Raw genomic sequence first — 24,553 nt, forward strand, 5'->3', positions numbered from 1 at the left:
ATATTAATCATAGACATGCACGTAAGGGTCCTTGTCATTGGCCTTTTTAATGATTAGTGCCTCAGGACCATTCACTGAAGTAACACTCACTTCCACATGAATATTATCAAATTGATTGATTAAAATCCCTGTTAAATATTGCGTAAATCCTATTATCTCTGCTTTACCGAAAAATTGGATTGGAATTTCAATCGAAAGATTTTGAATTTGTTTATTACGATAGAAACCAGTACCGATCACACTTGTATAGTTAGAAAAATATTTATCAACATCTTGTTTGAAGTTCTTGAAGTTATTGTTGATATCTCGGTATACATCTTGTGAATCATCTGTTGGGAACAAGACGTAATTTTCATCTATACCTTCCCAATCAGCAATGCTGTTCTGTCCAGCTTTTGCTACACCATAGCTAAAGTATGTCCCTGGAATAATTTGATTACGGGCTTGCTGCTTAAACAAACCGACCACAATCGGTACATCCTTTAACTCTTCACGTGAACGTAAACGGGAAACGATTTCAGCAGCCATTTTTTTGCCTTGCTCAATAAGAGTAGACTCTGAAATTGGTTTCTCGTAATATTCGCCATACTGTTCTTTTTGATAATAATAGATAGAATTTAAGGCAAGACCAATTGAAATCCCACCTAGTTTCACTTTATTATCATTCGTTTTTGTTAAGTAGTTTTGCTCTACAATATGAGATAAATAAACTGGAGCCTTTGTTGCTCGCTCCTCTGGTGTCATTGTGTCTGTTGTCGGTGGATTTAATCCATCCTCTGTTTGTGAACTACGAGCAAGCCAAGAGCTTACTGTACTTTCAGCTAAATATTGACCTTCTTGGAAGTAGTAGTTATCTGTGTCGAACTCATTTTGAGATAAACGCATTAAACCTGATTCAACTTCCTTCATATCATATTTCGTATAAATATTAGATACCACTAGACCTCTACTTGCACTCTCTTTATAAGGGATAAGCGTCTTATAATAAGATTCATCAATTTGTATGCTTGGGATAATTGTTGTTTCAGCTTTTTCTTTCTGTTGCGTTTCCTGTGTAAGCTCTGTCTCCTTCTTGTCAGAAGGCACACAGCCGACTAGCATTGCAGCAGCTACGATTGCTGGAATGAGTCGAAAAGACTTCATTATTTAGTGCTCCTTTACTAATAGTCAATTTTAGGTCGACGAAACTACTCGACGCCTTGATGTAACGGTTGTGCACTCGACATCGCTTCCTATTCATAAAAGGGAAGATATCATGCACTTATTCGATGAGGTTAAGTTGTTCAATTAAGTTATCTTCAGTCCAAACTTCGATACCCAATTGCTCAGCCTTTGTTAGTTTAGAGCCTGCATCCGTACCTGCGATCACTAGATCTGTTTTTTTGCTGACACTACCCGTGACTGTACCACCTAACTCTTCTATTTTCGCTTTTGCTTCGTTGCGTGTCAATTGCTCAAGTTTACCAGTTAAGACAATTGTTTTACCTGCAAAAGGACTATCACCAATCGCCACTTCTACTTTTTTACCTTTGTATGTCATATTAACGCCTGCAGCAGCAAGACGCTCAATAACTGCTCGTGCATCTTCATTTGAGAAATACTCCACTAACGATGAAGCCATTTTATCTCCAATTTCATAAATTGCCACAAGCTGCTCCTCTGTTGCAGCCATCACCGCTTCCATTGAACCAAATTCCTCTGATACGATTTTGGCTGCTTTTTCACCAACATGACGAATTCCTAGTCCAATTAATAAACGCTCCATCGAATTTTCCTTCGATTCTTGAATAGCATTTACTAAATTAGTTGCTGATTTTTCGCCCATACGCTCCAATTCCACAAGTTGCTCCACCGTTAAATGATACAAGTCAGAAACATCATGTATTAAATCTGCACGCAATAATTGCTCCACTACTTTATCCCCAAGACCGTCAATATTCATCGCGTTCCGAGAAACAAAATATTTTATGCTTTCTGCAATTTGAGCAAAGCAGGCAGGATTTACACAGCGCAGGGCAACTTCGCCTTCAATACGAATCAATTCACTATCACAAACAGGGCAATTTTTTGGCATGACAAAAGGGACTGAATCCTCAGGACGTTGTTCTATTAGTACACCTACAACTTGAGGGATAATGTCTCCAGCTTTTCGAATAATAACTGTATCTCCAAGACGAATATCCTTATCTCGAATTAAATCCTCATTGTGTAAAGAAGCACGCTGAACCGTCGTCCCCGCTACTTGTACGGGGGTTAAAATCGCTGTAGGAGTAACAACACCTGTACGACCTACTGTTAAATCAATATCAAGTAACGTAGTAACAACTTCCTCTGCAGGAAATTTATAGGCAATCGCCCAGCGTGGACTCTTTGCTGTATAACCTAGTTCATCTTGCTGAGCATAACGGTCAACTTTAATAACAATTCCGTCAATCTCGTAAGCCAATTTTGGACGGTTTTCTGTCCAATGTTCTATAAAGGCCATTACCTCTTCAATAGTAGAGCATCGTTGGCGTTCTTTATTGGAAGGGAAGCCTAAGCCTTCTAAATAATCAAGCATTTCAGCATGACCGTCGATACCGTATACTTCACCGTCTCCGCCAATGGCATAGATAAACGTTGATAGTTGGCGACTGGCCGCAATTTTAGGGTCTAACTGACGTAATGAGCCAGCAGCCGCATTACGTGGATTAGCAAACAACTCCTCACCATTGTCAGCACGTTGGGCATTTAAGTTTTCAAAGGATTTTTTCGGCATATACGCCTCACCACGTACTTCAATCGTAATGGGTTCCTTTAAACGAAGGGGAATCGCACGGATGGTCTTTAAATTGGCGGTAATATCTTCTCCTACCACACCATCTCCTCTTGTAGCCCCTTGTACAAACATGCCATTTTCATATTTTAATGAAATAGCCAAACCATCTATTTTCAGCTCACATACATAAGAAAATTGATCTCCGATAGCCTGACGCACTTTACGATCGAATTCTCGCAAATCCGCTTCATGAAAAGCATTTGAAAGACTAAGCATCGGGTAATCATGCGTTACTTTTTTAAAGCCCTCTACCACTGCTCCACCAACACGCTGCGTAGGAGAATCCGGGTAAATAAGGGATGGGTTCGCTTCTTCTAATGCAATCAGTTCCTGTAATAGCTGGTCATAGACACTATCTGCTACGACAGGTTTATCTAAAACATAATAGGCATAACCATATTCATGCAATAATTTATTTAACTCCGCTATACGCTGTTCTATTTCGTTCATTTACGTTCCTCCGCTTACGCTTTTTCAATCGGTGCAAATTGAGCAAGTAATCGTTTAATACCAATTGGTTGTGGGAATGCGATATCGAGCTCTGTACTATCACCTTCACCTTTTACACTAACAACCATACCTGTTCCCCATTTTTTATGAATCGCCTTATCTCCAGCCTTCCATCCAAATTGATCTCCACCCGTTGCTTGTAAACGTGCTGTGGCAGGTTGTGTTTGCTGAATAGCACCAAGTGTACGCTTTTGATGACCACCTGTTGAACGATTGTTAGTAGCAAATGGTACTGTTGATGTTGTCCCTGCCTTAGAAATTGACTCTGTAATATCTTGAGAAATTTCACCTAAAAATCGGGAGGCATTATTAAAGCTTGAACGACCAAAAATCGTACGGCTTTGGGCACATGTTAAATATAGACGTTCCTCAGCACGGGTCACACCTACGTACATAAGGCGGCGTTCCTCTTCCATTTCATCTTGATCGTCAAGTGAGCGGGAATGTGGGAAGATGTTTTCCTCCATACCGATAATAAAGACAACTGGGAACTCTAAGCCTTTAGCTGCATGCATCGTCATTAAAATAATATTGCCCTTGGATGCATCCTCTTTGTCGAGTGCATCAATATCAGCTATAAGGGCTAAATCGGTTAAAAAGGCAATTAAGCTTTTATCATCACTGCGCTCTTCAAAAGCCTTTGTGACAGATAAAAACTCTTCAATATTTTCTAAACGGCTTTCTGCTTCAATTGTTTTTTCGTTTTGTAACATTGCTCGATAACCCGATTTGTCAATAACTTGCTCCACAATTTCAGTGACAGATAGATATTCCTGCATTTGTGTAAAGCCTTTAATCATGGCATAAAATTGCTCAGCCGAATTTGCTGCTTTCCCTGATAGTCCCATGAAAACAAGATCATTCATCGCGTCAAAAATCGAACGATCCTGATCTATTGCATAACGTGCCATTTTTTCAAAGGAAGTTGCACCTATACTGCGCTTTGGCTCATTAATAATACGTGCTAGTGATAAATCATCATCATTATTGGCAATAAGTCGTAAATATGCTAGTAAGTCCTTTATCTCTTTACGATCATAGAACTTTGTTCCGCCTACTATTTGATAGGCCATATTGGACTTAACAAGTACTTCCTCCATTACGCGAGATTGAGCGTTTGTACGATATAAAATAGCAAAGTCATCAAATGAACGATTTTCTTTTTCAATTAGCTGTTGAATTGTTTGTACAACAAATTGTGCTTCCTCTTGCTCGTTATAAGCTTTATATAGCGCAATCTTTTCACCTTCTGAATTTTCTGTGCGTAATTCTTTTGGGTAACGTGTTGTATTATTTTGAATGACGTCATTAGCTGCCTGTAGGATGCGTTTAGTTGAACGATAATTTTGCTCTAGCATAATCACCTTTGCAGTTGGATAATCCTTTTCGAAGGATAGAATATTCCCAATATCTGCACCACGCCAACGATAGATAGACTGATCGGAATCACCTACAACACAAATATTTTTAAATTTCTTTGCTAGTAACTGTACAAGTAAATACTGAGATTTATTGGTATCTTGATATTCATCGACATGAATATATTGAAATTTATTTTGATAATATTCAAGCACTTCTGGTACACGTTTAAACAACGTAATCGTCGTCATAATCAAATCATCAAAATCAAGGGATTGGTTGCGGCGTAATCTTTTCTCATAGCCTTTATAGACACGTGCAACTGTTTGTTCATAAGGATTCTTATCGTTCATTTGACCTGCATAATCATCCGCTGCTATACACTCGTTTTTTGCTGCACTAATAGCATTTAAAACTGCTCGTGGCTCAAAACGTTTTGGGTCAATATTTTCTTCCTTCATCACATTTTTGATGACTGAAAGCTGATCCGTAGAATCTAAAATAGAGAAGTTACGGGAAATGCCTAGTTGATCGATATTACGACGTAAAATTCTTACACACATAGAGTGGAAAGTAGATACCCACATACTATCGCCCGTACCATTACCAAGAATGCCATCAATACGTTCACGCATTTCTCGTGCTGCTTTATTTGTAAATGTAATCGCTAAAATTTTAGAAGGATATACTTCCTTTTCAATCACTAGGTAAGCAATACGATGTGTTAAAACTCGTGTTTTTCCTGACCCAGCACCTGCCATAATGAGTAATGGTCCTTCAGTTGTTTTAACTGCTCTTTCCTGTTCAGGATTCATGCCTGCTAGTAAATTTTTTGTTAACTGTTCCATTTCGCACCGCCTTACAAACATTTGTTCTAAAATTATAACGTATTTTTAACAGCCTTAACAGTCGCAAGTGCAGCTTTTAAATCTTCGTAAATAATATTTCCAACTACTACCGTATCTGCAAACTGTGCCATTTCCTCTGCTTGCTTTGCAGATGTTATGCCACCACCATAAAAGAGCTTGGTATGCTTCAGTTCGTTTTTCACAGCACTGACTATCCCTAAATCCCCATACATTCCACTGTACTCTAAATAAAAAACAGGCAGTTTAAAGAAATTCTCTGCCATGCGTGCATAAGCTACCACATCATCCATCGTTAAATCTGTTTTCGCCCCCGTTACGTGGGCTACTTTACAATCAGGATTTAAAATACAATATCCTTCCGCTACTAATTCATCCCATACCATAATATCGCCGTATTCCTTAATAGCCTCGTGATGTAAATTTTTAATCCACTTTGGATCATCACTATTTAATACCGTTGGGATAAAATAATAGTCGTAACCTGGTGTTACCGCATCAATCGTAGAAATTTCAAGGGCTATTGGCACCTCAAAACGACGTACTCGAACAAGTAAATCTAATACCCCATCCAACGTTACATTATCTGTTCCCCCAACTAAAATAACATCTGTCCCAGACTCGCAAATTTTTTCTAGTGCTTCATCGGAAATGTCCTTCGCTGGATCTAGCTTGAACACATGTCTCCATTCTAAATAATCCATCTATGTTTACCACCTATCATTTTCTATCTATTCGTTTACAAGTATAGCTTATGATTCACGACAAAAAAATGAAAAAGACCGAGTAGAACTTCTACTCAGCCTTTTTTCTGACTATTCTTTTGGTGCTTGGAATGGTTTTTCATCAGGATACAAACGACCTAACATTTCATCATATGTATCATTCCCGTAATCGAAGCAGCGACGCACGCGCGAAATAGTTGCAGTACTTGCCCCTGTTTCCTTTTTAATGGATTCGTAGGTTTTCTTTAATCGTAATAAATGTGCAACCTCAAAGCGTTGTGCCAACGATTGAATTTCACTAATCGTACATAAATCATCAAAAAACTTATAGCATTCCTCGATGTCCTTCAACTCTAACACTGCTTTAAATAATTGATCTGTTTGATGCCCCCGAATTTTTTCGATTTGCATGCAATTTTCCTCCCTTTAAGGCTGCGTTTTCACCATTGCTTGTAACCCTGGCGAAGATGGTACGAAATGAACCCACGACTTTCCTGGTACAAGCTTTACAGGATCCCCTGTTTGCTCTACAGCCATTGGTATTCCATTAACATTAGCCCATTTGACTTCCCTCAAATAGCCATTTTGAAATACATACGCATTTCCACCAGACGTTAAATCAATTGCTTGGCGACCAATATCATCAATTGTTTGGTGATCCATTTCGAAAAATAGAACATTTGCCAATGACACTGTTTCGTCTGTTAACATATCTTTTGTGTCCACGCTAGCCGATTGTCGTTCATAGTGATTAGTTTGATGTTCATACACATACGCGTTATGGAAATCTTCATTATTTCCGTAGTAAATATCCACTTGACTTGTTTCAATACCTATTTTACCACGTTCATCAGGTTCATAAAAAGCCTGAAGTACTTTTTCACTGTAATTCATTGAAGCGCCTACCATTTCAGCACCCTTTAGAATGTTTTCTGATGTAATATAGGAATTATGTGGGGCAACGCGGTCGTTAGAACGTTTAAACAGAATACCATCATAAGCCATACCGTTGATATTGTCGACGATACGATGATCAAGCATTGTTTTCGCCTCTGGACTATAGCCATGTGCTACATAAAAGGCATCAAATCCCTTGGCCATATCGATAAAATAAGAGCGTGCACTACGAACTGGCCCAATATTTTCAGGCAGTTCACTTTGGTATACTGCTAAAAAGCGTGTCACATTACCTTCTGCAAGCATTTCATAAATGATATCCGCCGCAGCTAAGCCTGATTGTGGACGTGCCGCTGGATGATTATTAATGGTTACGATAATTGGTCGCTGTGTAATTTCTTCTTGTACAGCCTCCCCAGTAAGTGGTGCAACAAAAGCTGGTTGTTGCACAGGCTCCTCCACTACTGCTTCTTCCTCTACAATTGGTTCATCATTCTCTTTGACTTTTGGCGTATCCTTTGAACATCCCCCGATCACCAAAGCACTAAATGCAAAAGCAATCCATAATTTTCTCGATTTGAACACAAGCATATCTCTCCTTTGAACAATTACACATATTTGTAATTGTTTAAACAACTGAAACACTTTCATGAATTAGCGCATAACAGCAGGTAATAATAACTTATTCTTCATCACATCGAAAATTCCTTGTGGTGTTATACGAATATATGGTAAATGAGTAGATTGTAAAAATAATAATGTATAAATGGCATCTCCTAATTGATAGCCTCTATCTGCTAAAGCTTGTTTTAAAGACTTTTCTTTCTCCGTTAAAGTGAATACATCTCCATCATATAAAAGTCCACCAATTGTTAATGGGATATCCGCTATAACTTCTCCTTTTTCAACGAGAACAATACCACCATTCATTGCCTTCATTTCTTCGAAGGCTTTAATCATATCGTCTTTATTTTTTCCAATTAGCAATATGTCACCCGTGTTGGAATAAGAGGATGCAAAGCCTTGGACATCTGTTGCAAATCCTTTAATCATTGTATTTACATGCCAGTTGCCTTTTCGGTTAATGAGCATTAAATAGCACTCATCATGATTTGCCAATTGCCCTTCTTTCGTAATTAAAGAATTATAAGGCTTTGTAATCACATCATTAACTAATTGAATCCCAAACGGCATAGAAAACTGGAAATCCTGTGAATCTAATGAGAAATCTAAATCTAAAGCTGGGATGGCAGAATAATCAATTGTCGCCATTCTATGCACACGATCCCCATCACGCTTCAACCAGACACCCTTTGATAAGACACTTTCTGGAACAGGATGATATTCATCTTGTAGAATATTGAGTGAAGCAAAACGCCCTGTTGCGATAAAACCATGTAAATTAGACATATTGTAATAACGTGCTACATTATAGGAAGCCATTTGATAAGCATCAATAGGAGATACTCCTGCATCTAAAGCTACTTGAATGCATTTATCCATCACACCATCCTCATGGAATGAAGGTGTTGAACCGTCTGTTGTCATCATTAAATGATCAAAGATTGGAAGCTCTTTTTCTACTATTCCTTTTAGTAGATTTGGTAAATCTGGTCGTATGGAAGAATGACGTAAAGTTACAGCATAGCCCTGCATAATACGACGCTCTACCTCTTCTACTGTCATTGCCTCATGATCACCATCAGCACCAAGCAGTTTCATGCGTGCCAATGTTCTTTCTGAAGCTCCAGGGAAATGGCCTTCAATTTTTTTTCCCAGTCCCTTAGCCATTTGCATACGATAAAGCATTTGATCGTCACCATGCAACAGCTTAGGCCAGCCTGTCAACTCTCCACCAAGTAAGACATCACTTCTCTCTAACCACTCTACTATAGAAGTATTAGAGAAAACCTCTTCTTCTTGCTCCAATTCAGTTTGTGAGTCAAAGCGAGTCCACCAATAAAAAGAAAAAGGTAGCTTTTTCAAACTCTCTAAAATTGAAAACGCTTTCTTATTTTCTAAATTTAAAACAAAGCTTAAATTATCCGAAATAAAAGTTGTTGTCCCAAGCTGACCACAAAAATCTGCAAATGACTGTGGATGATAAAGCTGGAATGGGTGTACATGTGGCTCAATATAGCCAGGTACGATTGTTTTTCCTGTACAATCCACCACTTCTGTTCCTTCTAATAAAGGAGGCATTCTGTCACCAGCATAGACAATGCGATCTCCCAAAATCCAAATGTTCCCTACTATGAATTGTTTTAACATACTATGCAAATAACGTGCATTCTTCAGCACGATATCTGGTGCCTTTTTCCCATCAATTACTGCTAATTGTTGACGTATTTTTGTTATTTTCCATACTGGATCCATGCTATTCGCTCCTTCCTAAATTACGTAATTTTTCATTGTGTAAATCCAACTTGAAATCACATACTACTACTGCATAATCGCATATTTTCATAAAAATTATGCTTTATGCAATCATCTTGTTTCAATCGTAACACAGCACTTTCATAAAGCAAAGTGCACCTCGCTTATTTTTTCCACAATGACTAAAGGAGGAAGTATGATGATGCAGCAAGCAAATTTAAGCGAAAAGAATGCATTTTGTCGTTTTGCCATGGGGACGAGTTTGACCGCATTTGGTATCGCTAAAGTTTCTAGAAATCCTAATTGTACAAAAGGTCGATTAATGATTGCATTAGGTGCCATGAAAATGGCTGAGGGACTTTTTAAATATTGTCCAACGAAAGCAGTTTTAAGCTCCAATATGCAGAATGCCATGAACACCTCTATGCAAAGTATGTTCAGCGGGCAAAATTCTATGTCTACTGAACAAATCGATAAGCTCATGAAGGATTTTTCCTCTGCTATAGCTGGTAATTCTTCAGGTTCACAAGCTACTGCTTCAAAACAATCTGATACCAGCACTTCAACTCAAAATTCCTCAAATAGTAGCGATTCTTCAACGAATAAAGCTCAAAATCCTTCTTAGTCAAAGGAGCCGTCCCAATCTATTATTGAGACGGCTCTTACCTCTTACGTTTTGAAACAACAAGAGGTTTCAAAAATATTTAGTGAAAATAATAATTACTTAAATGTACGCCAGCCAATATCTTTACGGAAGAAAAAGTGATCCCATGTTTCCGTTGCAATACCTTCATAAACCTTTTCCTGTGCTTCTTGTAAAGTAGCTGCTTTTGCACCAACTAACAGTACACGTCCTCCGTTACCAACGAATTGACCGTCTACTAATTTTGTACCTGCATGGAAAACTGCATGTGATGTCGAAAGTGCCTCTAAATTCGGTAATACCTTACCTTTTTCAACGTCTCCTGGGTAACCCTCTGCTGCAATGACTACACCAAGCATTGCTTCTTCTGACCATTGTAAATCAAAAGGCTGTTCATCCATTAACGCCATCATAAATGCACCAAAATCTGAAACCATACGTGGCAATACAACTTGCGTTTCAGGATCACCAAAACGAGCATTAAACTCTATGACCTGAGGACCTTTCTTCGTTAAAATTAACCCTGCGTATAAAATACCTGTAAAGGAAGCACCATCTGCCTCCATCCCTTTAACAGTTGGTTCTACAATAGTTTGAAATGCAATATCTACTACCTCTTGTGGGATTTGTGGTACTGGTGAATAAGCACCCATACCTCCTGTGTTTGGTCCTTTATCACCGTCATAAGCTCGTTTATGATCTTGTGCAATAACCATCGGATAAATTTGTCCTTTGTGTACAAAAGACATAAAGGAGAATTCTTCACCGTCTAAAAATTCCTCAACGACAACACGTGAAGAGGATTCACCAAAACGTTGGTTTCCAATCATATCCACTACAGCTTCAATCGCTTCTTCCTCTGTCATTGCCACAACGACTCCCTTACCAGCCGCTAAACCATCAGCCTTAATGACAATAGGCGCTCCTTGTTCTTTAATATAGGCTATTGCTTTTTCTGCTTCAGTAAATGTTTCATGTGCTGCTGTAGGAATATTGTATTTATTCATAATTTCTTTCGCATAGGATTTACTGCTTTCTATTTGAGCAGCAACTTTTGTAGGACCAAAAATACGTAAACCTCTAGCTGTAAAGAAATCGACAATGCCTTCAGCAAGCGGCTGTTCTGGGCCAACAAATGTTAATGCAATATCATTTTCCTTGGCAAATTGAGCGAGACCTGCGAAATCCATTGTATCAATAGCAACAACTTCTACTTCGCCTCGCATCCCATCATTTCCTGGCGCGACGAATACGTTTTTCACTGATGGAGAGATGCTAAATTGTTTAGCGATTGCATGCTCACGGCCACCGCTTCCGATTACTAATACATTCATTTTAGAGAATCCTCCTCTTTGTAAGTAAGACCGAGATGAACCAACATCTCGGTCTGTTTTGATTTCTATACAATTCAACAATTAATGTTTAAAATGACGTACACCTGTGAATACCATCGCAATGCCGTATTCATTTGCTTTATCAATGGAATCTTGATCTTTAATGGAACCACCTGGTTGAATAATTGCTGTAATCCCTGCAGCTGCCGCCGCCTCCACAGTATCGCTCATTGGGAAAAATGCGTCTGATGCTAATGCGGCACCTTTTGCTTTTTCTCCAGCTTGTTCAAAGGCAATTTTAGCTGCACCTACACGATTCATTTGACCTGCGCCAACCCCAAGTGTCATTTGGGAATCTGTTACAACAATCGCATTGGATTTCACATGTTTGACAACAGACCAACCAAGTTGCAATGCTTCCCATTCTTGCTCTGTTGGTTCACGATCTGTCATCACTTTAATATCCGCATTGCCGAAGCCATAACGATCTGGCTCCTGCACAAGAAGGCCACCCTCAACTGATACTACATTGAATGAATCTTGTTTCGCTTGCTCGAAAGGAATTGTTAGTAAGCGGATATTTTTCTTTTTCGTTAAAATATCTAATGCTTCTTGTGAGAAAGCAGGTGCAATAATAATTTCTAGGAAAATATGACTTAGCTTCTCAGCAGTTGCTGCATCTACTTCCATATTTAATGCGATAATACCGCCAAAAATAGATGTTGGATCGGCCTCATATGCTTTATCGAATGCTGCCTCTAACGTGACACCAGTGCCAACACCACATGGATTCATATGTTTCACCGCTACAGCAGCTGGCATTTCAAATTCTTTTACAATTTGCAATGCTGCATTACCATCTTGAATATTATTGTAGGATAACTCTTTACCATGTAATTGTGTAGCATAAGCTAATGAAAAGTCAGAGCCAAGACGCTTTTGGTAGAAGGCCGCTTTTTGGTGAGGGTTTTCGCCATAGCGTAAATTTTGCTTTAATTCATATGTCATCGTTAAGCTCTCTGGGAACTCTTCTTCAGTCAGGTAGTTCGAAATATAAGAATCATAAGCGGCTGTGTGACGGAAAACTTTCGCAGCTAGTTTACGACGTGTTTCAATTGTTGTGGCACCGTCTGCTTTAAGTTCCTCTAATACTGTTGCATAGTCATTGCTGTCCACGATTACTGTTACATATTGATGGTTTTTTGCAGCAGAACGTAACATTGTTGGACCACCGATATCAATGTTTTCAATTGCATCATCCCAAGTTACATTAGGCTTTGAAATTGTTTCAACAAACGGATAGAGATTCACACAAACAATTTCAATTGGTTCAATTCCATGCTCATTCATCTGTGCTTGATGAGAGACATCATCAAACTTTCCTAATAGACCACCGTGAATCATTGGATTTAAAGTTTTTACACGACCATCTAAAATTTCAGGAAACTTCGTTACTTCATCTACTGCTGTTACAGCTACCGCATTATCCTGTAACATTTTTTTTGTACCGCCAGTTGATAAAATTTCATAACCTAATGCTACTAATTCCTTTGCAAATTCTAAAATACCATCTTTATTGGAAACACTGATTAATGCACGTTTTGTCACAACAATATCCTCCTAATTTTTATCGTGCTGTCCACGAACTGACTTGCTTCAATAGATTAATAGAGTTAGGTCTTACTTGTTGAGTAGGATTCTCGACCTAACTCCTTCTTCAGTTATTGTAATAATTGCTGTAATGCCTTTGTATATAATAAATGCTCTTGTTTATGAATTTCAGCTTCTGTTGCCTCGCGATTTCCTTCAATGACAGGTACCGCTGCCTGAGCGATAATTGGTCCAGTATCCATTCCTTCATCAACAAAATGCACTGTGACACCTGTTATTTTCACACCATGATTAATGGCTTGTCCAATAGCGTCCTTTCCAGGAAAGGCAGGCAATAGGGACGGGTGAATATTAACAATTCGCTGTGGAAAGGCTGCTAATAATACGTCACTGATTAAACGCATATACCCAGCAAGCACAATCCATTTCACATCGCACTCATGTAAAGCTTCGATAATTGCTGTCTCATAAGCTGACTTTGAGACAAACTCTTTTGGATTCAATGCTAACACTGGAATCCCAAAGTTTTCAGCACGCGTTACTACAAATGCTCCAGGCTTATCTGTGACCACTAGTGCAACCTTTGCATGGAGTTCACCACGTTCAATGGCCTCTTGAATGGCTTGAAAATTGCTACCGCTACCTGACGCGAACACGGCTATTTTTGTTGGTGCAGTCATTACGCTAAACTCCCATCATGTGAGCCATTAAATACTACTCCGTCACCTTTAATAACACGTCCGATTGTATAAGCCTTTTCACCATTTGCTTCAACTGCAGCGATTACTTTATCAGCTTCAGTTTCTGGCACAGCTATTACAAAGCCAATACCCATGTTAAACACATTATATAAATCCTTATCTTCTAGCTGACCCTTATCTTTTAGGAATTCAAAGATACGTAATACAGGCCAAGAACCTAAGTCGATTTCCGTTGCTAGTCCCTCTGGCATCATGCGTGGTAGATTTTCATAGAAACCGCCACCTGTAACATGTGCACAGCCATGTACATCTGCTGCCTTTAAAGCTGCTAGCACAGGTTTAGCATATAGCTTTGTTGGCACTAGAAGCGCCTCACCGATTGGGCCTAGATCTTCATAGCCTTCTACAATAGCATCCACAGCATATTGATGATCTGCAAAGACAATTTTACGCACTAAAGAATAACCGTTTGAATGTACACCACTTGATGCAATTCCAATAAGTACATCGCCTTCTACGATTTCTTCACCTGTCACGATAGCAGACTTTTCACAAGCGCCTACTGCAAAGCCAGCTAGATCATATTCATCTTCTTCATAAAGACCAGGCATTTCCGCAGTTTCTCCACCTATTAGAGCCGCACCTGATTGCACACAGCCATCTGCAACACCTTTGACAATTTGTTCGATTTTTGCAGGCTCTGCTTTCCCAAGAGCTACGTAATCTAAAAAGTACAGCGGTTCTGCTCCTTGAGCAACAATATCATTTACACACATTGCTACACAGTCCACACCGATTGTATCGTGCTTGTCTACCATGAAGGCTAGCTTTAGCTTTGTTCCAACACCATCTGTCCCCGAAATAAGAACAGGTTCTTTAAGATTCAGTTCTGACAAGTCAAACATGCCACCAAAACCACCAAATGTCCCCATTACACCTAGACGGTTCGTACGTTCAACATGAGACTTCATTCGTTTTACGGCTTCATAGCCCGCTTCAATATTTACACCTGCTTGTTCATATGCCTTTGACACGCAGAGTTCCTCCTTATCATCCAAGTCGCCTAAGTTTCCTAGATAGAAATGACTGTAAGACACTAATTTGTTGCGATGTTGTTCTTAACGTAATAATTCTTTTTCATGTGGCAAAATCGTATCCGGGAAAATCTCTGTTGGATATTTGCCTGTAAAGCATGCAAGACAAAGTCCTCGGTTTTCATCTTCGTATGGTCGTGCAATTGTTTCTACCATCCCCTCAACAGAAAGGAATGTCAGAGAATCTGCACCAATTGCTTCACGAATTTCATCTACATTATGACTAGAAGCAATTAGTTCTTCATGCGTTGATGTATCAATGCCATAATAACAAGGGTTTGTCATCGGCGGTGATGAAATCACAACATGAACTTCCGCTGCGCCAGCATCTTTTAGCATTTTGACAATGCGACGAGATGTTGTACCACGAACGATAGAATCATCAACCATTACTACTTTTTTTCCTTTTACGACTTGAACAACAGGTGAAAGTTTCATTTTCACACCACGTTCACGTAGCTCCTGTGTCGGCTGAATAAACGTACGACCAACATAACGGTTTTTAATAAGACCTAATTCATAAGGGATTCCACTTTCTTCTGCAAAACCAATCGCTGCGGAAATACTTGAATCAGGAACACCTGTTACAACATCTGCTTCAATATGCGCACACTCACGAGCAAGCTGTTTACCCATACGTTTTCGTGCCATATGAACGTTAATACCATCAATATCCGAATCAGGACGTGCTAAATAAACATATTCCATCGCACACATCGAACGTTTATCCATATCAGCAAAACGATCTGATTTTACGCCCTCATCATTAATAATGATTAATTCACCTGGTTCTACCGAACGAACAAATTCTGCACCAATTAAATCGAATGCACAAGTTTCAGAAGCTACCACCCAGCCATCTCCTAGCTTTCCAAGAGATAGTGGACGTAAACCATGTGGATCACGTGCAACAAGCATTTCATCCTTTGTCATAATTAAGAAAGAATAGGCACCCTTTAAAAGAGAGAGGGCATTTTTCACCTTCGCACGGAATGGTGAATGCGAACTTTTCTTAATAAGATGCGCCAACACTTCTGTATCAGAGCTAGAGTGGAAAATGCTACCTTGTCGCTCTAGATATTGCTTTAAATGTGTCGCATTGACTAAGTTACCGTTATGGGCAATTGAAAGGCTACCAGTTGAGGAGTGGAATAATAATGGCTGTACATTTTCGATACCGCCACCACCAGCAGTCGTATAACGAACATGCGCAATAGCTGCTTTGCCGTTCACTGCTTTTAATTTATCTTCGTTGAAAACATCATTAACTAGTCCTTCGCCTTTCACCGCGCGAAGATGCTGTCCGTCTGAAACGACAATTCCAGCGCCTTCTTGTCCACGGTGTTGAAGAGCATGAAGCCCGTAATAGCTAAGGTGTGCTGGATTTGGGTTACCCCAAATACCAAACACCCCACATTCTTCGTTTAAGCCTCTGAGTTCAGCAAGCATGGGATTGCTCCTTTCCAATTAGAACGGAATTCCTCCACTGTACCTTCTACAAGCACACCTTTGTCCCCGTTGATTTTCACAAGTGCATCGTTTGTTACGACACCAATTTTTTGAGCATCTTTCATGATTTCTACAAATGCTGCAGCATTTTCTTCTTTAACTGTGACAACAAAACGAGATTGACTCTCACTGAATAGCGCAGTTGTTGCAGAGCCTGTTAATGTTACATCCACACCAAGACCGTTAGCGCCAAATGTTGTTTCAGCAATCGCCACAGCTAGACCTCCCTCTGCTACATCATGCGCAGATTGAACAAGGCCTGCTTTAATCGCCTTTAATAAAGCTTGCTGACGTGTCGCTTCAACCTCTAAATCAATAGCTGGCGCTTTCCCTGAAATAACACCATTATTTAAAAGTTTTTGAAGCTCTGAACCACCAAATTCTGTTTTTGTCTCACCAATAACAAAGACAAGATCTCCTGCTGCCTTTACATCCTGTGTCGTTACATGTGCTAAGTCTTCAATAAGACCAACCATACCAATTGTTGGCGTTGGATACACCGCTTCGCCTGAACGCTCATTATAAAGAGAAACGTTACCTCCGATTACTGGAGCATTTAATGCCGTACAAGCTGCCGAAATACCATCTGCAGATTTTTCAATTTGCCAGAAGATTTCTGGTTTCTCTGGATTACCAAAGTTTAAGCAGTCTGTAATTGCAAGTGGCGTACCTCCAGTTGCAACAATATTACGAGCTGCTTCAGCTACTGCAATAGCACCGCCCACTTCTGGGTCTAGATAAATGTAGCGAGAGTTACAGTCCGTTGTCATTGCTAAGCCTTTATTTGTACCACGTACACGAATAACAGCCGCATCAGAGCCTGGTTTAACAACAGTTGAAGTACGAACCTGATAATCGTACTGATCGTATACCCATTCTTTCGAAGCAATTGTCGGTGCTTTTAATAGAGCAATTAGTGTTTCTTTGTAATCAGTCACAGCAGGTTCAGTGTTTTCGATTGCTTGGAACTGAGCATAGTATGCAGGTTCTGCAGATGGTTTATGATAAACAGGTGCATCTTCTGCTAATGCATCAGCAGGTACCTCTGCCACCACTTGTCCATTGTGTAAAAGACGAAGCATTTTATCGTCCGTTACACGACCAATTGCTACAGCATCTAAATCATATTTATCGAAAATCGCTTTAATTTCATCTTCGCGACCTTTTTTCACAACTAAAAGCATACGTTCTTGAGACTCAGACAACATCATTTCATACGCTGACATTCCTGTTTCACGCTGAGGCACTAAATCTAAGTTCATTTCTACACCAGAACCAGCCTTTGAAGCCATTTCTGCTGAAGAAGAAGTAAGACCAGCTGCACCCATATCTTGAATACCAACTAGAGCATCCGATTTTACAACCTCTAAACAAGCTTCAAGTAAAAGCTTCTCCATAAATGGATCTCCAACTTGTACCGCTGGACGTTGGTTTTCTGATTCCTCAGTTAATTCCTCAGAGGCGAATGTTGCACCATGAATACCATCACGGCCTGTTTTCGCTCCAACATACATCACTGTATTACCTACACCAGCAGCAATACCTCGTTGAATATCTTTATGATCAATTAAACCGACACACATAGCATTCACTAGGGGATTACCTTCATAGCAAGGATCAAATTGAATTTCGCCACCTACTGTTGGGATTCCGATACAGTTACCATATCCTGCGATTCCCGCTACTACTTCTTCAAATAGATATTTACCACGCGCTGACTTTAATTCACCAAAGCGTAATGAGTTTAACATTGCAATTGGACGTGCACCCATTGAGAAAACGTCACGGATGATACCACCCACACCCGTTGCAGCTCCTTGATAAGGTTCTATTGCAGATGGATGGTTATGTGATTCCATTTTAAACACTACTGCTTGTTCGTCACCAATATCAACAATACCTGCACCTTCACCTGGTCCTTGTAGTACCTGTGGCCCTTTAGTAGGGAATTTACGTAGTACTGGCTTTGAATTTTTGTACGAGCAGTGTTCAGACCACATTACTGAGAAAAGACCTGTCTCTGTCCAATTAGGTAGACGTCCTAAAATACCTTCTACCATTGCAAATTCTTCGTCTGACATCCCCATTCCAGCGTATAGCTTCTCATCTTTAATCTGCTGTGCTGTTGGCTCAAACTTAGTTGTTGACATGATTTTCCCTCCACTGCTTCACGATTGATTTAAATACTGCTAGACCGTCTGCGCCGCCCACCAGTGCATCAACAGCTCGCTCTGGGTGTGGCATCATCCCTAATACATTGCCGCGCTCGTTTATAATCCCTGCGATATCTTCTAAAGAACCGTTTGGATTGTCACCTGAGTATGTGAATACGATTTGATTATTATCTTTTAGTGATTGTAAAGTTTCCTCGTCACAGTAGTAGTTACCTTCACCATGTGCGATTGGAATATTGATGATTTGACCTTGCTCATATTGATTTGTGAATAATGTATTGTTGTTTTCAACTTTAAGCTGCACTGTACGGCACATAAATTTTAAGTTTTTATTGCGCAATAAAGCTCCTGGCAATAAACCTGCTTCCGTAAGGATTTGGAAGCCATTACATACACCTAATACAGGTTTACCAGCATCTGCTGCCTTCTTAACTTCTGTCATAATGTTAGATTGATTAGCCATTGCACCACAACGAAGATAATCCCCATAGGAGAATCCTCCAGGTACTAATACACCATCAAAACCACTTAGATCTGTTGCTGTATGCCATACATATTCTACTTCTTCACCTAGCTCGTCTTTAATCGCATGATACATATCGATGTCACAGTTTGACCCAGGGAATACGAGTACTGCGAATTTCATGATTAAATAGCCTCCTCGACTTCGTAACGGTAGTCTTCAATTACAACGTTCGTTAAAACCTTTTCACACATTTCTTTTACTAGAGTATCAATGTCACGTTCTGAATCTTTAATTGATAGTTCAAGATATTTACCGATACGTAAATCTTCTACTTCACCGTAGCCCATCTTAGCTAAAGAACCTTGTACTGCAGAGCCTTGAGGATCAAGAATACTCTCACGTAATGTTACATAGATTTTTACTTTTTTCATTGTTATTTGCCTCCGAGTCTAGAAAGTATAATAGTATAAACTTCAGTTAAATTACCAAGGTCACGACGAAAAACATCTTTGTCTAACTTTTGCTTCGTTGTTGCATCCCAAAGTCGGCATGTATCTGGTGAAATTTCATCTGCCAATAATACATGACCATCCATATCACGGCCAAACTCTAATTTAAAATCAATCAATGTCACATTGACATCTGCAAAGATCGGCTGTAGCACTTTGTTAACGGCTAATGCACCATCATAAATAGCTGTCACTTCAGTTGGTGTGGCAAGTTCAAGAACATCAATATGTTCTGTCGTAATAAGTGGGTCGCCTAAATCATCGTCTTTATAATAAAATTCAACGATTGGTCGTTTTAAAGGTGTCCCCTCTTCAAGACCTAGGCGCTTTGCTAAACTTCCAGCAGCAATATTACGAACAACTACCTCAATCGGAATAATTTCTACTTTTTTTACAAGTTGTTGTGTATCGGATAATTGTTTTACGAAATGTGACGCAATTCCGTTAGCTTGTAATTTTTCGAAAATTAATGAAGTAATGCGATTATTTAAAATGCCCTTACCTTCAATTTCCTCTTTCTTTTCACCATTGAATGCTGTTGCACTATCCTTGTACTCAACAAGTAGCACATTTGGCTCCTCTGTTGTGAACAATTTTTTTGCTTTACCTTCATACAAAAGTTGACCTTTAGTCATTTCGTTTTCCCCCTGATATTATGAGATACGCTTGTAATAATATTCAGAATTGAACCGTATCTCTACGATTCAACTCTGAAACTTTTACGGGTGGCTCTAACATTTATTATTAGATGGCTAAATAAATATTAGTTAAGTCCTAGTCGTTCAAAAATCATATCAACATGCTGTAAGTGGTAGTTGTAATCAAAACAATCATCCAACTCTTCTTTTGTTAAATAAGATGTGATTTTTTCACTTCCATCGACTAATGTACGGAACTGAACTTGCTCGTCCCAAGCCTGCATTGCTAAAGGTTGTACTGTATCATAAGCTTCTTCTCGTACTAATCCTTTATCAATCAATGCTAGTAAGATGCGTTGAGAATAAATAAGACCAAATGTACGATCCATATTACGTTTCATGTTCTCAGGGAATACTGTTAAGTTTTTCACAATATTACCGAAGCGATTTAGCATATAGTTAAGAGTAATTGTTGCATCCGGTAAAATAACACGCTCTGCAGATGAATGTGAAATATCACGCTCATGCCATAAAGCTACATTTTCATAAGCAGTCACCATATAACCTCGCATTAAACGGGACATACCAACCATGTTTTCAGAACCGATTGGATTACGCTTATGTGGCATTGCGGACGAACCTTTTTGACCTTTTGCAAAAGCTTCCTCCACTTCGCGTGTTTCAGATTTCTGTAGTCCACGAATTTCTGTTGCGAATTTTTCAATTGAAGTAGCGATTAAAGCTAATGCACCTAAATACTGAGCATGGCGGTCGCGCTGTAAAGTTTGTGTTGAAATCGGTGATGCTGCAAGGCCTAATTTATCGCAAACATATTGCTCAACACGAGGATCAATATTGGCATATGTTCCAACAGCCCCAGACATTTTTCCTGTTTCAATTACTTTCGCAGCTGCTTCAAAACGTTCAAGGTTACGCTTCATTTCCTCGTACCATAAACCAAGTTTCAAACCGAAAGTTGTTGGTTCAGCATGAACACCATGTGTGCGTCCCATCATAACTGTATGTTTATGTTCTTTTGCCTTAGCAGCAATAATATCAATGAAATTTACGATATCTTTTCGTAAAATATCATTTGCTTGTTTGATTAAATAAGAAAGTGCTGTATCTACTACGTCAGTAGAAGTTAAACCATAATGTACCCATTTGCGCTCTTCTCCAAGTGTTTCAGAAACAGCACGAGTAAAGGCTACAACGTCATGACGAGTTTCTTGTTCAATTTCTAATATACGATTCACATCAAATGAAGCATTTTCACGAATTTTAGCAACATCCTCTTTTGGGATATCCCCTAACTCTGCCCATGCTTCACAAGCTAAAATTTCAACCTCTAGCCAAGCTTGGTATTTATTTTGTTCTGTCCAAATTGCGCCCATTTCGGGTCTTGTGTAACGTTCAATCATTGCGTATCTCCTTCTATTCTGACCAAATGCCAGAACTTTCGATTTGTTGTAGTGTAGCTTCTAAGTCTTTTGTCATAATCGTCACATGGCCCATTTTACGGTTGACCTTAGCTTCAGCTTTCCCATAAAGATGTATGGACCATTCAGGATATTTAGCAATTGAGTTACTGAGTGGCACGACATGCTGCCCTAATACATTGACCATAATGGACGGTGCCCATAGTTGTGGCTTACGTAACGGCCATCCACAAACAGCACGAATATGTTGATGGAATTGTGAAACATTACATGCTTCAATTGAATAGTGACCAGAATTATGAGGTCTTGGTGCTAATTCATTGATAACAATACTACCATCTTCTAATACAAACATTTCTACTGCTAGCGTTCCTACTAAATGTAAATAATCTGCAATTTTCAAAGCTTCTCGTTCGGCAGCTTGAGCTGTGCTTTCAGTTATGCGAGCAGGTACTATTGTCTCGTGAAGAATATGATGAACATGAATGTTCTCTCCAACTGGCTGACAATACGATTCACCATGACCATTTCTTTGAACAATGACCGATACTTCCTTTACGAAAGGAACAAACCCTTCTGCAATACATTGTGAATGTGTGAATAATTCTTTCGCTAAAGGCAAATCTTCAGTTGATTTTAAAAGCTGCTGTCCCTTGCCATCATAACCACCTCTTGCTGTTTTGACTATACAAGGATAACCAATCGAATCAATATTGGCTACTAATTCTTCATAAGTTTTTGCAACAATATATGGTGCTACTGGGCAACCAGCTTTCACAATAGCTTCTTTCTCTGTTATACGGTTTTGTGTAATACGTACCAACTCTGCTCCTTGAGGAACATAAGCCATTTGTGATAAACGCTTTAAGCCTTCATAATCAATATTTTCAAATTCATATGTGATAATATCACTTACTTCTGCAAGTTCTTCTAAAGCAGCTTCATCATCATATGGAGCTACAATGCGAATATCTGCTACCTGCCCACAAGGTGAGTCCATTGCTGGTTCAAGAACAGCCACTTTAAAACCTGACTCTTTTGCAGCAAGTGCCATCATTCGACCAAGTTGTCCTCCGCCTATAATGCCTATCGTTTGTCCAGGATAAATAATCTTCGTCACACTAAGTCACCTGTACTTTCTAATACTTGCTGCTTTGTTGCTTCACGTCTAGCATCTAATTTATTAGCAAGCTCCACATCTGTTGTTGACAAAATCTGAGCTGCAAGTAACCCTGCATTAGTCGCTCCTGCTTTGCCAATCGCTACAGTAGCTACAGGTACGCCACCAGGCATTTGAACGATGGATAATAGTGAATCAAGTCCATTAAGTGCTCGTGATTGAACTGGTACACCAATGACAGGTAATGTTGTTTTAGCTGCCACCATTCCTGGCAAATGTGCAGCACCACCTGCACCAGCAATAATTACTTGTATTCCTCGCTCGCGAGCTGCCTCTGCATATTCAAACATTAAATCAGGTGTACGATGTGCAGATACAACTTTCTTTTCGTACGGTACTTGTAATTCATCTAAAATATCACATGCATGTTTCATTGTTTCCCAGTCACTTGAACTACCCATAATGACACCGATTTTCGGATTCATAAATTGTCGCTCCTTTTAAACGATAGAAAAATGATCAATTATTTATTGTGCTAGCCTCTATTTTAAATAGCTACTGCAATTCTTATTTACAAAGAAAATCCCCAAGTAAACTACTCTCTACCAGTACACGTGAAAGCAGTTTACTTGAGGATTATTCGGACAAGATCGTCTCCATGTACATAGCTGTACAAAGACCTTCTCACCATACGCCAAAAGTGCTTTCCCGCATAGTCCAGCATTTACGGTGCCGGGTAGAGACACTAGAGCCAATCCTCTAGCATATATGTGGGATCTATTTGTTTTTCCTTCTCACATTTTAACAAGGGATTGTCTTATCGTCAATCCAAAAATGCGAACATTTTTTATTAGGCGAAAAAAAATGTTCGGTTTTTAGTCAAAATCATTCGATATCTTGAGCAGGTATACCTTTAAACTGAATTTTTTGACGCAGATAAGCTGGCTCGCCATCTACGATATGAAAAAGCGGCTCTTCTTTTCGTCCTATGACCATAAAGCCATCTTTCCGCATTCTTGCCAAGCAATCCTCGATTGACTCGTTTTCCAGTACCTCATACCAAATTTGCTTTTTTCCCAACTTTTTCTTCCTTTCCATTGTACATATTCATTCACAACCAATTTGTAATTCATTATACCTTTTGTTGCTTACAGAAGTATGTAAGAACTTAAATAAATAGAAAAAAACTGCAGATTTCTCTCCGCAGTTTTGATGAATGCTCATAGAATATAAAATGCCTTTAAATAGATACAAAAAAATAATAACAGTAGGAACAAATGAAGGACAACAAGAACCATACGATATCCTTTGATGCCAAATAGGGCACTGGTGATGCCTAAACCACCTAAAATAAACGGCATAAACATATTTACACGATAGAGAAATGTAAAAAAGTTTCCATACCATTTGGTTGAATCATAGCCAAACATAAAGAATATAAGTAGTAGACTTGAGATCGAAATCGCAGAAAAAATGTTCTGCCTCATTTTGATTCCTCCATTATTAAATCCAGAATGTATCTAGGTGAAAGAATTTTCCTTTAAATCCACTTAAATATATTATAGCATTTTATGAATAGTTCACAAAATAAAAAAAAGTCATGGAATAGATCCATGACTTTATAATTGCCTAGCGACGTCCTACTCTCACAGGGGGAAGCCCCCAACTACCATCGGCGCTAAAGAGCTTAACTTCCGTGTTCGGTATGGGAACGGGTGTGACCTCTTTGCCATCATCACTAGACTTTGTATTTAATTGAAAGAT

At 39.2% G+C, this 24,553-nt stretch carries 22 protein-coding genes, 1 rRNA gene and 1 riboswitch; of the genes, 1 reads left to right on the forward strand and 22 read right to left on the reverse strand.

What is annotated here, in order from left to right; all coding sequences use genetic code 11:
* Nucleotides 1-3: 3 nt before the first annotated feature.
* From L6W14_RS19885 to L6W14_RS19915, 7 genes are all read right to left on the reverse strand, one after another.
* Complete coding sequence (locus L6W14_RS19885) at nt 4-1,143, reverse strand: CamS family sex pheromone protein (protein WP_131521997.1); 1,140 nt, start codon at nt 1,141-1,143, stop codon at nt 4-6.
* 118 nt (nt 1,144-1,261) lie between these two features.
* Nucleotides 1,262-3,268 carry an NAD-dependent DNA ligase LigA gene (gene ligA, locus L6W14_RS19890; RefSeq protein ID WP_131521998.1) on the reverse strand — a complete coding sequence of 669 codons (2,007 nt, stop codon included), beginning with the start codon at nt 3,266-3,268 and terminating at the stop codon, nt 1,262-1,264.
* 14 nt (nt 3,269-3,282) lie between these two features.
* Nucleotides 3,283-5,535 (reverse strand): DNA helicase PcrA, encoded by a 2,253-nt coding sequence (pcrA, locus tag L6W14_RS19895; protein WP_131521999.1) that lies wholly within the window; start codon nt 5,533-5,535, stop codon nt 3,283-3,285.
* Between the two features lie 32 nt (nt 5,536-5,567).
* Nucleotides 5,568-6,257: a heptaprenylglyceryl phosphate synthase gene (locus L6W14_RS19900; RefSeq protein WP_131522000.1), complete on the reverse strand. Its 690-nt coding sequence runs from the start codon at nt 6,255-6,257 to the stop codon at nt 5,568-5,570.
* Between the two features lie 111 nt (nt 6,258-6,368).
* On the reverse strand, nt 6,369-6,689 hold the full coding sequence (locus L6W14_RS19905) for a YerC/YecD family TrpR-related protein (RefSeq protein WP_004225717.1): 321 nt from the start codon (nt 6,687-6,689) through the stop codon (nt 6,369-6,371).
* A gap of 15 nt (nt 6,690-6,704) precedes the next feature.
* Nucleotides 6,705-7,760 (reverse strand): DUF3048 domain-containing protein, encoded by a 1,056-nt coding sequence (locus L6W14_RS19910; RefSeq protein WP_131522001.1) that lies wholly within the window; start codon nt 7,758-7,760, stop codon nt 6,705-6,707.
* A gap of 69 nt (nt 7,761-7,829) precedes the next feature.
* Nucleotides 7,830-9,551 carry an adenine deaminase C-terminal domain-containing protein gene (locus L6W14_RS19915; RefSeq protein ID WP_131522002.1) on the reverse strand — a complete coding sequence of 574 codons (1,722 nt, stop codon included), beginning with the start codon at nt 9,549-9,551 and terminating at the stop codon, nt 7,830-7,832.
* A gap of 199 nt (nt 9,552-9,750) precedes the next feature.
* On the opposite strand from L6W14_RS19915, the gene L6W14_RS19920 reads away from it, so the two are divergent.
* A complete protein-coding gene (locus tag L6W14_RS19920) occupies nt 9,751-10,176 on the forward strand; it encodes a YgaP-like transmembrane domain (RefSeq protein WP_131522003.1) in 426 nt (141 codons plus the stop codon).
* 95 nt (nt 10,177-10,271) lie between these two features.
* Here L6W14_RS19920 and purD read toward each other — a convergent pair whose 3' ends face one another.
* The 15 genes from purD to rrf all read right to left on the reverse strand — a co-directional run bounded on the left by purD (nt 10,272) and on the right by rrf (nt 24,532).
* Entirely contained in the window at nt 10,272-11,528 is a 1,257-nt protein-coding gene (purD, locus tag L6W14_RS19925; RefSeq protein WP_131522004.1) for a phosphoribosylamine--glycine ligase, read from the reverse strand.
* 81 nt (nt 11,529-11,609) lie between these two features.
* On the reverse strand, nt 11,610-13,136 hold the full coding sequence (purH, locus tag L6W14_RS19930; RefSeq protein WP_131522005.1) for a bifunctional phosphoribosylaminoimidazolecarboxamide formyltransferase/IMP cyclohydrolase: 1,527 nt from the start codon (nt 13,134-13,136) through the stop codon (nt 11,610-11,612).
* A gap of 113 nt (nt 13,137-13,249) precedes the next feature.
* A complete protein-coding gene (gene purN, locus L6W14_RS19935) occupies nt 13,250-13,819 on the reverse strand; it encodes a phosphoribosylglycinamide formyltransferase (RefSeq protein ID WP_004225729.1) in 570 nt (189 codons plus the stop codon).
* Nucleotides 13,819-14,874, reverse strand: coding sequence for a phosphoribosylformylglycinamidine cyclo-ligase (gene purM, locus L6W14_RS19940; protein WP_131522006.1), 1,056 nt, complete (start codon nt 14,872-14,874; stop codon nt 13,819-13,821). Before purM ends, purN begins: the two co-directional genes overlap by 1 nt.
* Before the next feature lie 84 nt (nt 14,875-14,958).
* Nucleotides 14,959-16,383, reverse strand: coding sequence for an amidophosphoribosyltransferase (gene purF, locus L6W14_RS19945; protein WP_004225733.1), 1,425 nt, complete (start codon nt 16,381-16,383; stop codon nt 14,959-14,961).
* A complete protein-coding gene (purL, locus tag L6W14_RS19950; RefSeq protein ID WP_131522007.1) occupies nt 16,359-18,593 on the reverse strand; it encodes a phosphoribosylformylglycinamidine synthase subunit PurL in 2,235 nt (744 codons plus the stop codon). The genes purF and purL overlap by 25 nt, the downstream gene beginning before the upstream one ends.
* Nucleotides 18,580-19,263: a phosphoribosylformylglycinamidine synthase subunit PurQ gene (gene purQ, locus L6W14_RS19955; RefSeq protein ID WP_048394895.1), complete on the reverse strand. Its 684-nt coding sequence runs from the start codon at nt 19,261-19,263 to the stop codon at nt 18,580-18,582. Before purQ ends, purL begins: the two co-directional genes overlap by 14 nt.
* Before the next feature lie 2 nt (nt 19,264-19,265).
* Nucleotides 19,266-19,514, reverse strand: a complete 249-nt coding sequence (gene purS / locus L6W14_RS19960) for a phosphoribosylformylglycinamidine synthase subunit PurS (RefSeq protein WP_004225741.1) — start codon at nt 19,512-19,514, stop codon at nt 19,266-19,268.
* A gap of 2 nt (nt 19,515-19,516) precedes the next feature.
* Nucleotides 19,517-20,227 carry a phosphoribosylaminoimidazolesuccinocarboxamide synthase gene (purC, locus tag L6W14_RS19965; RefSeq protein ID WP_131522008.1) on the reverse strand — a complete coding sequence of 237 codons (711 nt, stop codon included), beginning with the start codon at nt 20,225-20,227 and terminating at the stop codon, nt 19,517-19,519.
* Nucleotides 20,228-20,355: 128 nt separating this feature from the next.
* Nucleotides 20,356-21,651 carry an adenylosuccinate lyase gene (gene purB / locus L6W14_RS19970; RefSeq protein WP_131522009.1) on the reverse strand — a complete coding sequence of 432 codons (1,296 nt, stop codon included), beginning with the start codon at nt 21,649-21,651 and terminating at the stop codon, nt 20,356-20,358.
* 13 nt (nt 21,652-21,664) lie between these two features.
* Nucleotides 21,665-22,789: a 5-(carboxyamino)imidazole ribonucleotide synthase gene (purK, locus tag L6W14_RS19975; RefSeq protein WP_004225748.1), complete on the reverse strand. Its 1,125-nt coding sequence runs from the start codon at nt 22,787-22,789 to the stop codon at nt 21,665-21,667.
* Nucleotides 22,786-23,274, reverse strand: coding sequence for a 5-(carboxyamino)imidazole ribonucleotide mutase (gene purE / locus L6W14_RS19980; RefSeq protein ID WP_131522010.1), 489 nt, complete (start codon nt 23,272-23,274; stop codon nt 22,786-22,788). The genes purK and purE overlap by 4 nt, the downstream gene beginning before the upstream one ends.
* Nucleotides 23,275-23,482: 208 nt before the next feature.
* Nucleotides 23,483-23,581: riboswitch (purine riboswitch) on the reverse strand.
* A 93-nt stretch (nt 23,582-23,674) separates the two neighbouring features.
* The gene (locus tag L6W14_RS19985; RefSeq protein ID WP_237898749.1) at nt 23,675-23,869 is read right to left on the reverse strand and encodes an NETI motif-containing protein; all 195 of its coding nucleotides are present in this window, start codon (nt 23,867-23,869) and stop codon (nt 23,675-23,677) included.
* Nucleotides 23,870-24,009: 140 nt separating this feature from the next.
* Nucleotides 24,010-24,276 (reverse strand): hypothetical protein, encoded by a 267-nt coding sequence (locus L6W14_RS19990; RefSeq protein ID WP_237898751.1) that lies wholly within the window; start codon nt 24,274-24,276, stop codon nt 24,010-24,012.
* A 140-nt stretch (nt 24,277-24,416) separates the two neighbouring features.
* Nucleotides 24,417-24,532, reverse strand: a 5S ribosomal RNA gene (gene rrf, locus L6W14_RS19995).
* Nucleotides 24,533-24,553: the final 21 nt, after the last annotated feature.

This window comes from Lysinibacillus sp. ACHW1.5 (assembly GCF_022014815.1).
Classification (GTDB): Bacteria; Bacillota; Bacilli; order Bacillales_A; family Planococcaceae; genus Lysinibacillus; species Lysinibacillus capsici.

Excerpts from the sequence above, each read along its gene's own strand:
- L6W14_RS19885 (WP_131521997.1), bottom strand. The coding sequence starts at position 1,143 with ATGAAGTCTTTTCGACTCATTCCAGCAATCGTAGCTGCTGCAATGCTA.
- ligA (WP_131521998.1), bottom strand. The coding sequence starts at position 3,268 with ATGAACGAAATAGAACAGCGTATAGCGGAGTTAAATAAATTATTGCAT.
- pcrA (WP_131521999.1), bottom strand. The coding sequence starts at position 5,535 with ATGGAACAGTTAACAAAAAATTTACTAGCAGGCATGAATCCTGAACAG.
- L6W14_RS19900 (WP_131522000.1), bottom strand. The coding sequence starts at position 6,257 with ATGGATTATTTAGAATGGAGACATGTGTTCAAGCTAGATCCAGCGAAG.
- L6W14_RS19905 (WP_004225717.1), bottom strand. The coding sequence starts at position 6,689 with ATGCAAATCGAAAAAATTCGGGGGCATCAAACAGATCAATTATTTAAA.
- L6W14_RS19915 (WP_131522002.1), bottom strand. The coding sequence starts at position 9,551 with ATGGATCCAGTATGGAAAATAACAAAAATACGTCAACAATTAGCAGTA.
- L6W14_RS19920 (WP_131522003.1), top strand. The coding sequence starts at position 9,751 with ATGATGCAGCAAGCAAATTTAAGCGAAAAGAATGCATTTTGTCGTTTT.
- purD (WP_131522004.1), bottom strand. The coding sequence starts at position 11,528 with ATGAATGTATTAGTAATCGGAAGCGGTGGCCGTGAGCATGCAATCGCT.
- purN (WP_004225729.1), bottom strand. The coding sequence starts at position 13,819 with ATGACTGCACCAACAAAAATAGCCGTGTTCGCGTCAGGTAGCGGTAGC.
- purF (WP_004225733.1), bottom strand. The coding sequence starts at position 16,383 with ATGCTTGCTGAACTCAGAGGCTTAAACGAAGAATGTGGGGTGTTTGGT.
- purL (WP_131522007.1), bottom strand. The coding sequence starts at position 18,593 with ATGTCAACAACTAAGTTTGAGCCAACAGCACAGCAGATTAAAGATGAG.
- purQ (WP_048394895.1), bottom strand. The coding sequence starts at position 19,263 with ATGAAATTCGCAGTACTCGTATTCCCTGGGTCAAACTGTGACATCGAT.
- purS (WP_004225741.1), bottom strand. The coding sequence starts at position 19,514 with ATGAAAAAAGTAAAAATCTATGTAACATTACGTGAGAGTATTCTTGAT.
- purC (WP_131522008.1), bottom strand. The coding sequence starts at position 20,227 with ATGACTAAAGGTCAACTTTTGTATGAAGGTAAAGCAAAAAAATTGTTC.
- purB (WP_131522009.1), bottom strand. The coding sequence starts at position 21,651 with ATGATTGAACGTTACACAAGACCCGAAATGGGCGCAATTTGGACAGAA.
- purE (WP_131522010.1), bottom strand. The coding sequence starts at position 23,274 with ATGAATCCGAAAATCGGTGTCATTATGGGTAGTTCAAGTGACTGGGAA.
- L6W14_RS19990 (WP_237898751.1), bottom strand. The coding sequence starts at position 24,276 with ATGAGGCAGAACATTTTTTCTGCGATTTCGATCTCAAGTCTACTACTT.